Source organism: Flavobacterium limnophilum (assembly GCF_027111315.2).
GTDB lineage: Bacteria > Bacteroidota > Bacteroidia > Flavobacteriales > Flavobacteriaceae > Flavobacterium > Flavobacterium limnophilum.
On sequence record NZ_CP114289.2, the window covers coordinates 1,987,618 to 2,003,279 of the forward strand.

The following is a 15,662-nucleotide window of genomic DNA, read 5'->3' on the forward strand; positions in this document are numbered from 1 at the left end:
AGTCTTTTCAGTTAATTTTATTGGGGTAGATTTTTTTTTCTTCTTTTATAAGATAAGGGACTTCTCCTTTGATAGTTAATACTTGTGGCGAATTTTTACCATTGTAAAACACCGTTATCGTTTTATTAAAACGACCTGGATATTTGGCATCATAAACGATCTTAATTTCTCCGTTTTCGTTTGGCTCAATGATGTCCTTAGGCCATTCTGGTACCGTACAGCCACAGCTTGTGTTTACTTCTTTGATTAATAAAGGACTTTCACCAGTGTTTGAGAATTTGAATAATACTGTTACACTTTTCCCTTCTGGTATCATCCCGAAATTATGCTCTTTTTGTTTGAAAATCATATTAGCCATTTCGCAGTCATCAATATTTTCATCGGTCCTAATTTTAAAAAAACAAGTAAAAACAAGAAGCAAAAAAATAAATATATAAAGCAAATTTTGCCATTGTATTAGTGTATTTACTTTTGTAAGTAATTTATTCATTTACACCTTAATTTTCTATATTAATTGACAAATACCTCGAGGCAAAGCCTCGAGTATTCATTAAGATTAAATTTATTTTTCAAAATAATTTTTGAAACTATATTTCAAATAATATTCAGAGAGTCTTGGTTCTTCTCTCATTGGTATGAATACATTACTGATAGTTAATTTTGGATCGATATGAAAATAATATGGGATATTATTCTCCTCCATTGGAATACCAAGTTTGTTGCTAGGTAACATATATACTGTTACCTTATCCAATCCTAATTTTTGTAAATTTTTATAATCTATAATTAGCCTACGTAAATTTTCATAATGGGTAATAATTATTATTTTTTCTGAAAATGGCTTGGCATATTTTTCTAAATTCTCAATTTCAGCATCTATACAATCACCGCAATTAAGTACTGAATATCTTAATACAAGACTATTGGTTTTAAAAATATCTTTTGCAAAAACGGAGTCTCCCTCTATACTTATTAGCTTCAGATTGGGCTCTAGTTTTAGATTTTCATTTTTTTTTGAAGCAATCAAATTATTTTGATACATCCTTTCGTTATCTTTTTGTAATTCTTTTTGTAAGGATGATTCTTTTTTTTGTGTTGTTTTTGCCAATTCTAATGCTTCATTGCAATTTTTATATTTGTAAAGACAGAAAATGTTTAACACTAATAATACGGTTATAGTAATTGTTTTTTTATTCATGATATTATTTGTTCAGAGTTACAACCATCAGCATTGGATTATCAGTAATTTGGGAGTTTTCTATAATTTTGATTTGATTATTGTCTTTTTTGTCGTTAGAATCCATTTTTGCGACGAAATTTTTTAATTCATAACCATAAACCAATTTATACATCTTATTATCAGAAAAAATGGCTTCTGGCCAAAATGGACTCAAATAATCTAAATCATTTTCTAGCATAACTATAAATTTACGATCTCCTTTTTGATTATATACACGTTTTATGATAGCAGTTTTTTTATCATAAATAAATCTAGTTACTCTTTTTGCATGAGTAATAGAACAGAATATGTATCTTTCACTCTCTAAATAACCTTGTATTTCTGTTTTTTTCATCCTTTCCTCGAAAGAAATAGTCTCTTTATCAGTATATCTTTCAATTGGAAATTTTTCTCCTCCGATGTTCAATACGTATCTTGGAGATGCTTCAAAATCTTTATTAATATTCCAAATTGTATCTAATTCGTTGTCAAAACCTTTTTCCCATAATATCATTTTATCATTCAACTTAAAAATAGAGGTTTTTAAATCATATTGATTAAAAAACGGAATAGTTTTCTCTCTATTTTTTTCTAGCAATTCAGTTTTTAATTCACCTTTAGTAGAAAATACACTTAAGCTATTTGAATTTGATTGACTTCTGAAATAATGACTATTATAAAATAAAAAATTGTTGCTAAATTCATAAACTTTTTCTACCTCATTTGATACTTTAAAACTATCAACAAATTTGCCTTTTGGAGAGAACAAGAGCACTTTGTTATCACCTAATGTTGAAAAAATTGCAATTGAATTTTCTTTTTCGTTAAAACTAAAGTCAGCAATTTCAATATATTCATTGGGACCTCTTCCCTCATGATCTAAAATACTGATAAATTTACCTTTTTTATCAAAAACAAATAATCTTTTAGTGTTGTCTAGGATTATGATGTAGTTTTTAAACACTTTCATATCCTTTATATCACCTACCATACTTTCATTGGTCGTTTCTAGGGGTATATAATCTATATGATTACAAATTTCGCTAATTGCTACCTCATCTTTATTATTGTAAGCATCATTAAAATCAATTGTTGTTACCTTGGAAACATTTTCTGTAACTTGGCAACCATAAAATGCAATACTAGCTATAAATAAATATTTTTTCATAAATGTTTGAATTGGATTAAATAAATCAAATTAGTACAGATAGTAAAATCTGTACTAATTTGAAAAGAATGTTATTTACATAGTACAGGTGTACATTCACTACTCATGTTAAGTGGTGCAATTGGATTATCTTTCGATAAACAATCTCGTGATTCGCCACACACACGGTCTCCATCACAACAATCACTTCCACTTGCTGCTAGATAATATAAAATATTATTCCCACGTACCGTAGTTCCAGCTTTTTCGCAAGGTTCTTCTGAATTCTGTGCATTTGCTGTATTCAACGTGATCAAACTCGCCAAACTCGCATCCGAGCTAGAACCATTAACATTATTGGTACTAAAAAACATCGTTGCAGCAATCACGGCAACACCTAAAATCCCTAATATTTTTTTCATTTTGTAAAATTTTAATTGTTATTATGGGCTATAAACCCTTTTGTATTTATTTGTTTTTGCAAAGTGGTATAGGAATGTTACTTTTGCTGCGCACTACAAAAAGCATTATCTCAATGCCATTGCACGAAATTATAAAGTTGTTTTTTCGTTTATAAAATCTTCCTCTGGGTGGTGGTTTATGTCATAGGCTACTTTTTTAAGGTTAAATAGTGTGAGAGTTATTTATTTTTAAAACCCCGGAGGATTTTTATATTTTGTTAGTATTTTTTTCATCTCCAACAGTATTTCTTCAATAGCAGTAGAGGGAACTTTTATTTTTTTGTTGAGTATTTCTTTTGCTAGGGTTATAGCCTTTTCTTTTTGCTTGGAGTCATCATACAACTTTGCCAATAAATAGGGTCCGTAAAACTTGCCGGGTGTCATATTTATGGCCTGTTTGTAGCAGGCTTCTGCCTTGTTATATTGTTTTATGGCTTTGTAACTATCACCCAAGGCAGTTGCGATTACAGTATTGTTTTGATAGACTTGGGCTTGTTCCAATAGAACAATGGCTTTATGGGGATTACCAGCCATACTGAGGGTCTTGCCATAATTCATCAAGAAATCCCCATCTTTTTTTAAAATAGGATAGGCTAATTCAAATTCTTGAATTGCACCATTGTAATCTCCGTATTGATGACTGTTTAGGGCATTGTTCCAAGTAATAAAGGCTTGACTTAATTTTTTTGTATAAGAAAAGGTATTGTTCATAGTTAAGAAAGCTATTAGTACAAAACTCACTTTATAGAACAATAGTTGTTTTGTGTTTTCTGTAATTTTAAGTTGAAAAGTTGCCATACTGTAATTGGAAAGTATTGCCAAGAGGAATATCACAACCAGTTTTATAGGCAAAATTTGCATTGGATAAGAAAAGCAAGCAAAAACGCCTATGGTAAAAAGTCCCGTTTTAGTAATAAAAGTAGTTTCGGACTCTGTTGTTAGTTTTGTTTGTAACAAGAAAAAGAGAACAATTAGTAACATTAAAAAACCTAATAATCCATTTTCTGCCACAAATTGCAATCCCTCATTAAAAGCATAATAAACATTATCTGCAACCAACACTTCAGCAGTTTCTCCGTTTTTAGCAAAATAATCAGCTTGATAATTCATGTAGTTGGCTTTGAATCGATCAAAACCAACTCCAAAAAGAGGATTGTCTGAAATCATTTCAGAAGTTACTTTCCAAATAAAGGCACGTCCATCCGAAGAAGCTTTTTTATAGTGATACAAACTAAAAAGACCTGCACTTACAATCCCAATTGCGAGAACAATTAGGGCTGTTTTTTGGAATTTGGCTGTAACTTGTTTTAACCCATTTCTTAAAAAACGGTATCTTAACTCTACTAGGATTGCACTACTTACTATTAATGCTATCCAAGAAGCTCTGGATTGTAAAGCAGGAAGTACTATGGTGATACTAATAATGCCCAGTAAAGGAATGTACTCAAAAATATATTTTATAATTATATTTAAAATAAAAGAGCTACTTTTTTTATTTGATTCTACTTGAGCAGTTATGCTGTCTTTAAACAAATACATTCCTAAAGCTACAGACCAAACACTAACCAAAAAACCTGCATAAGGTCCTGGATTAAAAAAACTCCCCGTCATTTTAAATCCCGAATGGTTAGAGGTGTAATAGCCTAATAATTGAAGATTACCATACACAGCCTGAATAATTCCAGAAACAACTATAGCCAATAGCAACCAAGGGTAATTTTTCAGCCCAATATTTCGTAAAACCACATACAAAAAACTTAATCCCAATAGTTCTATATAGCGAATTGAAAAACCATAATGAGATTGAATACAATAACGATTCAGTGTAATGTAAAGTACGAGTACCAATAGCGCAATGTCTATTTTAGAAAAAGAAAAGGATATTGATTTTGTAAAAACAAGCGTAAAACTATATAATCCCAAAAGGATTAAATTGCCATAAAGGAAGTAAATCAATTTAGTGGTAATGGTTGGCAATACATATTCTGGGCTGTTTACTTGTGGTAAAACCAAGAACAGTAGTGCTGTAAAAACAACAAGAAATATTCTTGAAAGATGAAAAGGCGTTGCTGTTTTTAATTTAGTCATTTTATATTCTTTTAGAATATTATGCAATTTTCTACCACCAGATTTGTGTACCATTTTCATAAGTAAAAATGCGTTCTTCTTTGCCACCGCTATAACATTTTAGCCAGTAAATAGTACCGGATGGAATATTCGTATAGTTTAAATAATCGTTGTGGGCTATTTTTTTACCAGCTGACACCCAGCCGTTATCCCAATAAAATAATTCATATTCATAATTTGGAATAACATAATTAGAATCATTCATGGGGGTATAACGAATTCTAGATATGGGTACAGATGTACCAAAATCCAATTTAACACCTCCTCCTACGAGATAATTGGAGAAATCCCCATCAAATGCATTTCCCTTTTGGCCCTCAAGAATCCCCTTTAAATAATTTACATCTTCTACTTTTTTCATTACCCCATGCTTATTCATAAAACATTCTATTTCTGCAAGTCGTAATTTTCCACCTTCAGGAGCAATCATTTTTACATATCGGAAACTAGTAGGCTTTTTAAAATCAACTTGCTTCGTACTAAACACTAAGTTGTTAACTACATGTAAAAGTTTAGCATCTTTAAAGTCAGGATCATTTGCGCCTTCAATTCGACATTCTTTTAAATCAGCCGAGTGGGTCGCAGTATATGAGAACAAAGGAAACTTTCGAATGAGTTTCATAGTGATCCGCTTATCCTTGTTGCAAATCAATTCTTTTTTCATTCCTGAATTTTCTAATATGAAAGGATTCTCATAAGCAGTTAATGTTCCATTGTAAGTCATCGGTAAGTACAAAATGTTTTTACCCACATCTTTGAATATTGCTTTACCATACCAATTAAAAGTAGTAAAGGCAACAGGAGTCCAATCATTTGTATCAAAAGTGGCTAAATAAGCTATGTTATTATTTTCGAATAAGTTTTTATTGGTTTCAACAGTACCGGTTTGTAGGTATTGAGCTGTGACATCAATCATATTCGGTTTGATTAAATCTGTAAAAAGCTCTTCACTAGGAATTTTGGACATCAAACTTTTCATTTCATCCTGTGTTGTCCATGTTTGTCGGTAAATTTTAGGAATGGTTTTTTCATATTCAACATACAATCCTTTAGGCAAATCTTTCGCTTCGAAAATTTTCATTTTCTTGGGACTCATTGCCGCATTCAAATTATCAACCATGTTTTTAGGGTTGTTATTGTTTTCTAACAATTTAGGGACTTGAATTTTCTTGTTGGCCAAACCAACATAAGCATGTCTTGAAAATGGGCGATTACCCCAATTGGGAATATAATCATAAGTTGCGGGAGCACCTGCTGCTCTTAAATAGTAGATTGCATACCTGCATCTCGACACACAGTCCCCTTCTCTTGTTAAATTCAACCAAGAAAAATTTTCTTCTGACGGAAAATACTTTCTCATGCTTACTTTTGAACTCAATGCGTTATAGGTTTTAGAGATATGATATTGGTATAACGAATCTAAATTCTTTAAAGCAGGACGAGATACAATAAGCTTTTGATGAGACAAATAAAGACTGTCTCTCCAAGCGTCAAAAATTTCATTCGTTAATTTATAAGGCAATAGGTATTCTTTGTAGTCTTCAAAACTTACTACATTCTTCCAATTGGACTCAAGCAAAGCTTTAAAAGCAAGCTGATTGTTGTGAAGTATTTTCTCTTTAGTAATGTATTTTTTATCTGAAATTAAATAAGGTTTATCATTCTCGGATATACCTAATGAATTAGTAATCAAGTTGGCAATTGAATCTAAATTTTCTTTTGATAAAGTACTGTCTTTTCTTTTTATACTATCTAAAATAGCTGCAAATTTTAACAATGTATTCAACTTGCCCGAAAGGACAGTTCCTTTTTGCAAATAGCTTGAATCTATTGGGTAATGGCTTACTTTGGTACTATTATCCAACCAATAATCAGGATTTTTTCCCTGTTTGTCTTCCTTGCATCCTAACAGGAATACACCTGGTATTAAAATATACAATAATGCTCTTTTAACCATAGTCCATAAAAGTAGTTTTAGTAATTTCAATATCTTGTTCTTTTTATATTTATGGGTTTTGGTAACAAACGCAAGACGATTTCCTGCATAAATATACAAACAACAATCTTGTCGAAATTACCTACAAAGATTTCACCTACTATCCTGTACAATCCTGCTTTTTTTTAAAGCGATATCTTATAAATACAAGAAATTTAAAATAAAAAAGAGGAAAAGCTTTGCCTCATAGGGTTTGGATGATTTTTGTTTCTCAAGAATTACTTGTTGATTTTAACAAATGGTACAGTTAAACTATACCATTTGTTAAAATTTCAAGAGGTGCTTATGCCTTTAAGTAACAACCATTGTATAATGTCGTATTTTAAAATTAGACAAAATGACGCAACAGATTGATTTTAAATACTATTTGCAATATTGCTCCTTTTAACTTTACGACATTTAAACTTTCGACTTACTTATTTTAAAATATGATTGTATTTATAAAAGACCAATAATGAAGATATTTTAAAAAATAGAAAAAGAAGAGAAGGGAAAATTCAAACAGAATAAAATCCTCTTTTTTTTGTATTTACTGGCATTGTATGGGATATGCCAGCGAAATCAATTTCATTCGCTTTCCAAGTAGAATATTTTTTGATAAAATCAGGAATTGAATTTGTTGCAAAAAAACAATATAAAATGACACTTTAATGCCGACACTTCCCCTGTCATTGCGAAGAATGAAGCAATCAAGAGAGCTTGTCCCGATTTTATTTCGGGAGGTGTCCGAAGGATGGGGTGGTTAATATTGTATTTTTGATACAAAACGTCAATGGCAGCAAGTCAACCTGGTCAAAGTCGAAGATCGAGAGCAATGATGCCATATCAACTGCAATCAATCTGGCAAAAATGACCTTACATTATAGGGTAAAAAATCAGTTTAAATCAGTATTCTTGTCATCTCTAGGTAGAATTATAATTCTAAAAAAGCAATATGAAATGACCTCTAAACTGTCAGGTTGAGCGCAGTCGAAACCCTTCTAAATAAAAAACGTCAATGGTAGCGCAGTCGAGAGAAGCAAATCCACCTCATTCGCATTCCAAACAGTTTTTAAATAAATCCTTGTTTGATGGCCTCTTTCACCAAACTGCTATCATCGGCTACCTCAAAAGCGGTTTTCATGCGAATAACCCTTTTTTGGATGGCACTGGTGCAAAGATGCACGACATCTTCAAGTTCTTTAACTTTAAAACCTTTTGAGAGATAGGAAAGAATTTGACGATTGAAATCATCAAACATCAATTCTTTTTTCCAGATTTCATTGATGCAATTTTTCACTGTAAGACTATGATATTGATTGCCCTGCATCACTTCGGTCACGATGAGTTGTAAATTGCTGGGACTAATATCGTTCTTGTTGATGAGACCATCAGGACTTACCTTCTTGACAATGTCATAGATAATAAGCACCTCAGAATGAGCGGTTACCATTACGATTTTACAATCAGGCATACGTTCTCTTATCAGTAGAGCCAAATCACTTCCCGACTCAAGAAACTGCTCCGGGTAACCAGGCAATCCTTGGTCTATGATGGCCAAATCAAATAATTGTCCTGTTTGAATGGCTGTGTCAATGGCAATATAAGCCCCTTCACAAGAATACTTTTTGGTAAACAAGGGTTTCACTTTTAAAAATTTGCCTTTCAGGAGGACATTCATAAACCCCTCTACCGTCATAGGATGGTCATCTACTAAAAGTATGTTCATTGATTGTAGTATTAAATTTTAACATAATAGGCAGTTTTACTGCATCAAAAGAAATTAGTTTTTGTTTAGATTGCACGCTACTTATGTAAGTAAAATTGTATGCGTTTTTCATTTCTTATTATCAACGATAACGACACCTCAGCCCAGGAAATTTTGGAACTATTCGAAAATTTCCCTAATTATTTTTGTGCCGGAATTACCAAAGATAGTCAAACTGCAATAAAACAAATTATAAAAGTGAAACCACAACTCGTAATTGTACAAATTCCAACCCAATCTAATGCTGTCAATTTATGTTTTGAAACAATAAAAGAATCTTTTCAATACCTGGACAACATCCCCTACTTTATGGCATTGGCTGTAAAACCGGATTACGCCTTTGCGGCAATCCAATCAGGATTTTCAGATTATGTTCTTTTGCCTTTGCAAATACATCAATTGGGAAAAAGCCTTTTTCAATTTGAAAAAAGAAATCCGGCCGCAACGGTTTCAACGATTTGCATTAAGTCCTATAGCGATTATCATTTCGTGGCCTTGCAAGACATCCTCTACTTGAAATCGGACAATAACACCACCGACATCCAATTGTACAACGGTAAAAAAGTAAATGCATTCAAAACCTTGAAGCATTTTGAGAACACCCTGCCTTTCTATTTTTTGAGAATCCACAAGAGTTATATCGTCAACATCAATCAGGTATCTCGCATTTATTTCAGCAAATCGAAATGCTACCTCAACTATGACGAAATCTTGCCTTTCTCGCTAACCTACAGAGAAAACGTCGAAGCCATAATCAGGAAAATCAATATCTAGTTTTCCTCTGCAAACTTATTTCCATTAAAAAAATTTCGCTTTCAACTCCCTCATCTTTGGAAAAAGGCAGAACAAGATTCCAAAATATGAGCTTTCACCATTCAGATACCCCCTTAAACTACCGTAATGAACAAGGTGGCTATAAGTCATCGCAATTTAAAAAATTAACACTTTTTTAACTATTAATTTGCCCTCGATCAGGATTAACAAATCAACTGAAGCTTCAAAATAACGACTGTCGAGAATGGGGAAAAATCTGCTAGCAAAGCAGTGTCATTCTCGATAGTACAGAACAACTACCTCCCAGTTTTTCTTAAAAATCGGCACTCCCTAACGGATAGTGTCAAGCAAAATTATTTTCTAATTCTTAAACCATTTTTTTATGAAAAAACTATTTATTGTTATGGGCTTTTTTGCAGCTATTCTTTTAACTTCTTCCTGCACCGCCGACAGTCCTGTAGAGACAAAAAACGAAAATCTAATAACTCCAAGTAAAATTAAAATTCCCGAAACTGGAAATACTATGGCTACCGGAGATGATAAAGATAAAACTCAAGGTTAATTTTCTAAATCAATAACCAGATAATAAAAAACATTATCTGGTTATAAATATATATTTTTGAAAAACAATTAAAACCGTTTTTCAAAATTGAAAGCACAATTCAAAATAATAGTATTAGTTAATTTCTTTTTTTTATTTTTTGCCTGCCAGAAAGATGACAAAAAAGAAGTGTCATTTGTTTTAAAAAAACTGGAATCCTCAAAAGCTGAAAATTTTGACAAAGAAATAATACTAGATTCTCTTTATCAATACTTATCTAATCGTAAAAATGATTCCATAAATAGAAATTATTATTTTAAAGTCGCCAGTAAGTATTATAGTATAGACAAATACGATAAATTTTTTAAAGCTGTTGATAAAGTTAATAAACTGGCAATCAAAGAAAAAGACACGGTTCATATAGCTAAATCTCTATATTTTTTTGGAGATTATTACGAAGAAAAATCACAATTGGACAGTGCTTTTAGTTATTATTCCCAATCCGAAAAACTTTTTAAACTAATTAACGACACATTAAACACCGGAAAAACAACACTTTACAAATCGGGAATATTGTTGGATGCAGGAATATTTACCGAAAGTGAAATTAAAGCGATTACTGCTTTGAGATTCTTATCAAAAACCAATGATACAAGATTGGTTTATGAATGTTATAATTGTATAGCTATTTCATTGAAAGAGTTGAATGATTTTAAAAAATCACTGGAGTATTTTGCTTTAGCTTTAAAACAACTGGATCAGTTGGAAAAAGAAAATTACCCTAAAGAAAAAACAATAAAATCTAGAATTGCCTGCTACAACAATATTGGAAGAGTGTATCAAAAAATGAAAAACTACCAAAAAGCAATAAATTATTACAATAAAGGATTACAAACAAAAAACATAAAACAAGACTATCCAAAATCGTATGCCTTGCTGCTTGATAATCTGGGATATTCTAAAATGAAATCCGGCAATTATGAAGGTATAGAGAATCTATTTTTGGAATCATTGAGAATAAGAGACAGTCTCGGTATGGATTTGGGTGTAGCAACCAGTAAAATTGATTTAGGAGAATATTATCTTCTTAAAAAAGATACTGCAAAAGGATTTACCTATCTGAAAGAAGGCTATTCATTAGCCAAAAAGTTCAAAAGTAGTCCATATGTAATCCAGTCTTTAAAATTGTTAATGGAGAATGACTCAAAAAACAAGACCTATTATACCAACCAATACCTAAAAATTGGCGACAGCATACAGCAAGTAGAAAGAGCCACAAGAAATAAATTTGCCAGGATTGCTTATGAAACCGATCAAGTTGAAGAAAAAAACGTGATGTTGTCCAAAACAATTACCAATATCATTATCGGATCCGGAATCATTGTTTTTCTTTTGGGCGGCTTTTTGTCCATATACCGCCTTAAATCCAGAAACAAGGAATTGCTTTTTATAAAAGAACAGCAAGAAGCCAACGAAAAAATTTACCAATTAATGCTGAACCAACAAGCCGAAACGGAACAGGCACGCAATGAAGAAAGAAATCGTATAGCGATGGAATTACACGATGGCATAGTGAACAGTATTTTCACGACACGTTTCAATCTAATGCAACTGGAACCTGGAGCCTTGGACAAAAAACAGCAGCTGGTGGAAGAACTCCAAAAAGCCGAAAATGAAATAAGGAGAGTTTCCCACGACTTGAAACAAAATCTTCTTTTTGAGGACGAAACCCTGCCGGAAATTTTGGCAAATTTAATCAAGGCCCAGCAAAACGAATTCAATACAAAATTCGATTTGTCCGTTGACAAATACATTGATTGGTCTGCCATTTCAAGCGATGCCAAAATACATGTTTATCGCATCATACAGGAAGCCTTGCAAAACAGCAACAAATACTCAAAAGCAGCAAGATGTTGTGTATTTCTGCTGAAAACTGACGATAAAACAACCATCCGCATTTGGGACAACGGCATGGGTTTCAATCCTGAAAAAGCAAAACAAGGCATTGGATTGAAAAACATCAAGGAAAGAGTCAAATCATTAAACGGAGAATTAAAAATCACCTCCAGTCCAGAAAAAGGGACAACAATAGAAATTGTCTTTTAACAATCAACGCTCCTCCTCAGCCTCCTGACATATGTCTTTTATGTCAATATCCCTTATCGAAATCCAAGTCAAAAAACTCCAAAATTAAATTTACGTCAGGAGCCGTGTATTTCTTGTTTACGCAATCAACAACCTCTCGTAGCCCATTAATCAAACAAAGTCGAAACCATGTAACTTTCAATATATGGAACCGCACCACTTTTCCAATTCTGTAAAAAATTAAGGAGCAACTCTAAATATAAATTTGGCAAAAATCCAGTTTTTATGCCTAAGTTATATTTCCATCAAACAAGGGCGTCTTCTACCCTTCCTCCCAAAACGAAGATATCTTCTAAACAAAATTATACTCGTTTAATCAAATAGAGTAAAGACTCATAACGCTTACATCATATCCTTTACTCTTTAATTCTTCATCCTAAAAAACTTCAAAATTTTAACAAATAAGGCAGTTTAACTACCTCATTTGTTAAATACAATATCCAAAAACACAATCTAGATTCTTTTGCTTTTACATTTGAAATTTCAGTAATAAAAACCACCCATTGACGGAATACTCCTCAACCTGCACCTTAAAATAAAATATGAAAATGACAATCGAATGAAAACTAATAAAACACTTAAAAACAGTACAAAACACTTGTTTTCAAGAAGAAGCGATACTACAACAAAGTATTGTTTGCTTTTCGAACAAAAGATAAGCCATAAGCTCAGACAAAATTTATGGAGCCCAAAAATTTGGGGTATAATGCTTGTATTCCTGTTCATAATTGGCAATAGCATAATAACAGCACATTATTTGTCCCGTTTTTCATTTGAACAAACAAACGATACGTTTTCCTATATAGCCTTTATTATTCTTTCCATTCTAGGAATAACAATCATAAATGCAAAATGGATAAAAATAATGGCCGAAAAATATGCCAGAAAATTCTAGAAGACCACTCCATAAACTGGTACTAAAGCGTCTCATTGCTGCTACCTAACTTTGGAGTTACCTAAAATAACACAAAAAATCAGGAAAGCCGAAAACTGTACACAATAATGAACCACTCCAAAACCATTGAAAATAGTCGGATTTTTGGTTAGGTTCGATTCCCGGCGATTCCACCAATCTAAATTCAATTAGAACTAAAAGCCCGTAAATCTTGGGATTTACGGGCTTTTTTGTTTTTTAATACTTTCAAAAAACAGCATTAAATCATAATGTTCTTGGTGCCAAAGCACTAAAACTACTGACAGTAAATCGATTATTCCTTGATTAACTTTGCCGTGTTAATTTTTCCATTCTCCAACATAATTTGCACAAGATAGCAACCAGCAGAAAACCCTTCGACATCAATGGTTTGTTGAGTTGAATTATTCCCTTTTAGCTCTTTTAATTTTGAACCGAAAAGATTATAAATTACAATTTCTTCAATACCTGAATCCGTGTTTATTGTGAAATTATTTCCTTTTAACGGATTTGGATACAGCGAAAATTTATTAATATAACTTACATCCTCCACTGATAAATTACATGATGTAGAGGCTCCAGTCGTTGTATTGATTCCGTTTATTAGGTTGCTGCCGCTTACCGATTCGGCTTTATAGGAAGTAATCGCATTACCGGTTGGAATCGTGATGGAAGAGCAGTTTTGAAACACAAGCCCTGTTATGAAATTAGCCGTCATTCCTGTGCTTGCACTAATCTTCACATTATCGAAAACAACATTAGTGATTAAAGATTCCGGTAAACCATAAAGCATTCCTGCGTTGTTCGAATTGGTTACGGTAATGTTTTTGAACGTAATATTTTTCCAAGTTGGAGTTGTGCTTGTTACTGTTCCAAGAGGCAATGTCGATGGTGCTGCAGTAGGTTCTTTGGGATACCAACTCGTAATCGTAAATGGAGTTGACACATTAATCATCGTCACATTCGAATAGTAAAATGTGGATTCATTTCCTCCGCGATCAATGGCCGATTTCAAACGGAATCCGTTGGAAGTGCCATTAAAACTGCAATTATCCACAGAAACATTGTTCACATTGGAAGTATAGCTTCCCACCGAAACGCCGTGACCTTCACCGAAGGCCGAATTTTTAATTTTGATGTTCTGGGAATTGGAATCTACCGCCACATTATCGTCACCCACAGAGAATTTACAGTTCAAAACATCCAATCCATCCCAGTACCACACATCCAGAGCGTCTGTATTTGGGGCAGTTTCCGGTGCCATAACCGTTACATTCTTGATTGTACCGTTATATCCACGGCTGCTACCGCTTTTTCCCATAGTAATACTGACATTTGGAGCGTTTTGTATCGTAATATCAGAAACCAAAACCTTATTACAGGCTTTAAAACGGATTATGCCGGGACGACCAATACCGGTTGCGTCAAAGGCTGTCCACCAAGCGCTACCATTTCCTTCAATAGTACCCGTTCCGCTTATGGCGATATTGACAAGATTTTCTCCATAAATAAAGGTCGTATAAGTATCTGCTGTTCCGCTGTTTGGATAGGAACCGGCAGGAAGTCCATTTCCATTTCCATAAGGCATCAATTGCAAGGTTGCTCCAGCCGAAATTTGAAGATTAACATTGCTTTTCATCGTGATGGGACCACTCAAGAAAGGTGAAGCATTGGCAGGAATAACAACAGTACCACCTCCAGCTGCGTTTGCTGCGTTTATGGCTGCATTTATGGCTGCTGCATTATCAAGATTAGAAGTACTGCCCCCATATATTGCCTCCGTAATTACATACTGTGTAGCAGGTATATTGGGCAGAATTTGGGTAGAAGCAACATCAAGAAAAGTCTCTGCCACGAATTGAGCCACACGAGTAGTGTTTGCAGTTAGGGAGAAATTAATTGAACTATTGGTTGAAACAAGAGTTCCATTGCCATCGACCCATTTTGAAAAAACATAGCCAAAATTGGGAGTTGCCGTCAAACTTATTTGGGCTCCATCCACAAATTGGGTACCAGATGGACTCGAAGCTATTGTTCCTGACGAAGCCGGACTTACATTGGTAGTCAAAGTGTATATGGCAACATTTGGGTCACTGGTCACTTTTTCAAAATAATCAAAATTACCTACATAGGTATTTCCAGTGACAGGTTTAAATACAAAATACAAATCGTGTGTCCCTGTCGTTTGGGCAATGGCAGCTGAAACAATTTGATAAGTTGTCCAATTGGCAGTGGAAGTCGCATTAACATTGGCTGTACCAATTAGAGTGCCGTTAGTTGCATCTATTCTTATTTCAACAGTTCCTGCCAAAGTTCCAATTGTTGGCGATCCTGTTTGCGTTTTACTGGCAGCTGCGATATCAAAACGGGTATCATATTGGCTAAAAATATGTCCTGCGAATTTAACCCAATAGCCATTTTTACAACCTCCTATATTCTTGCCACCGGAGAGAGCAGCGTTAATTTCTGTGGCTACTCCATTGTAGGCACTGTAATTCTCCGCTTCAAGCCGCTGTGTGGTTTGCGAAAACCCCATTGCCGATACAAATACCAGCAATAGGGAAATAAATAATTGTTTTTTCATTTTAAATT

General features: G+C 33.3%; 12 protein-coding genes. 4 read left to right on the forward strand and 8 right to left on the reverse strand.

Annotated features, from left to right (window positions below; genetic code table 11):
• Nucleotides 1-7: 7 nt before the first annotated feature.
• The 7 genes from OZP13_RS08190 to OZP13_RS08220 form a co-directional block, all read right to left on the reverse strand.
• Nucleotides 8-490 (reverse strand): DUF1573 domain-containing protein, encoded by a 483-nt coding sequence (locus OZP13_RS08190; protein WP_281299295.1) that lies wholly within the window; start codon nt 488-490, stop codon nt 8-10.
• Between the two features lie 72 nt (nt 491-562).
• Nucleotides 563-1,198 (reverse strand): hypothetical protein, encoded by a 636-nt coding sequence (locus tag OZP13_RS08195; RefSeq protein WP_281299296.1) that lies wholly within the window; start codon nt 1,196-1,198, stop codon nt 563-565.
• A gap of 4 nt (nt 1,199-1,202) precedes the next feature.
• Nucleotides 1,203-2,387, reverse strand: coding sequence for a DUF4934 domain-containing protein (locus OZP13_RS08200; RefSeq protein WP_269243386.1), 1,185 nt, complete (start codon nt 2,385-2,387; stop codon nt 1,203-1,205).
• Nucleotides 2,388-2,458: 71 nt separating this feature from the next.
• A complete protein-coding gene (locus OZP13_RS08205; RefSeq protein ID WP_269243387.1) occupies nt 2,459-2,788 on the reverse strand; it encodes a hypothetical protein in 330 nt (109 codons plus the stop codon).
• A gap of 228 nt (nt 2,789-3,016) precedes the next feature.
• A complete protein-coding gene (locus OZP13_RS08210; protein WP_281299297.1) occupies nt 3,017-4,915 on the reverse strand; it encodes an O-antigen ligase family protein in 1,899 nt (632 codons plus the stop codon).
• 31 nt (nt 4,916-4,946) lie between these two features.
• Nucleotides 4,947-6,941, reverse strand: coding sequence for a hypothetical protein (locus OZP13_RS08215; protein ID WP_281299298.1), 1,995 nt, complete (start codon nt 6,939-6,941; stop codon nt 4,947-4,949).
• Nucleotides 6,942-8,001: 1,060 nt separating this feature from the next.
• On the reverse strand, nt 8,002-8,658 hold the full coding sequence (locus OZP13_RS08220; RefSeq protein ID WP_281299299.1) for a response regulator: 657 nt from the start codon (nt 8,656-8,658) through the stop codon (nt 8,002-8,004).
• A gap of 99 nt (nt 8,659-8,757) precedes the next feature.
• On the opposite strand from OZP13_RS08220, the gene OZP13_RS08225 reads away from it, so the two are divergent.
• From OZP13_RS08225 to OZP13_RS08240, 4 genes are all read left to right on the forward strand, one after another.
• On the forward strand, nt 8,758-9,471 hold the full coding sequence (locus OZP13_RS08225) for a LytR/AlgR family response regulator transcription factor (protein WP_281299300.1): 714 nt from the start codon (nt 8,758-8,760) through the stop codon (nt 9,469-9,471).
• 382 nt (nt 9,472-9,853) lie between these two features.
• Nucleotides 9,854-10,033: a hypothetical protein gene (locus OZP13_RS08230; protein ID WP_269243394.1), complete on the forward strand. Its 180-nt coding sequence runs from the start codon at nt 9,854-9,856 to the stop codon at nt 10,031-10,033.
• Between the two features lie 87 nt (nt 10,034-10,120).
• Nucleotides 10,121-12,118 carry a tetratricopeptide repeat-containing sensor histidine kinase gene (locus OZP13_RS08235; protein ID WP_281299301.1) on the forward strand — a complete coding sequence of 666 codons (1,998 nt, stop codon included), beginning with the start codon at nt 10,121-10,123 and terminating at the stop codon, nt 12,116-12,118.
• Between the two features lie 598 nt (nt 12,119-12,716).
• Nucleotides 12,717-13,052: a hypothetical protein gene (locus OZP13_RS08240; protein ID WP_281299302.1), complete on the forward strand. Its 336-nt coding sequence runs from the start codon at nt 12,717-12,719 to the stop codon at nt 13,050-13,052.
• Nucleotides 13,053-13,365: 313 nt separating this feature from the next.
• Here the strand turns inward: OZP13_RS08240 and OZP13_RS08245 are convergent, their stop codons facing one another.
• Nucleotides 13,366-15,654: a glycosyl hydrolase family 28 protein gene (locus OZP13_RS08245; RefSeq protein ID WP_269243397.1), complete on the reverse strand. Its 2,289-nt coding sequence runs from the start codon at nt 15,652-15,654 to the stop codon at nt 13,366-13,368.
• Between the last annotated feature and the right edge of the window lie 8 nt (nt 15,655-15,662).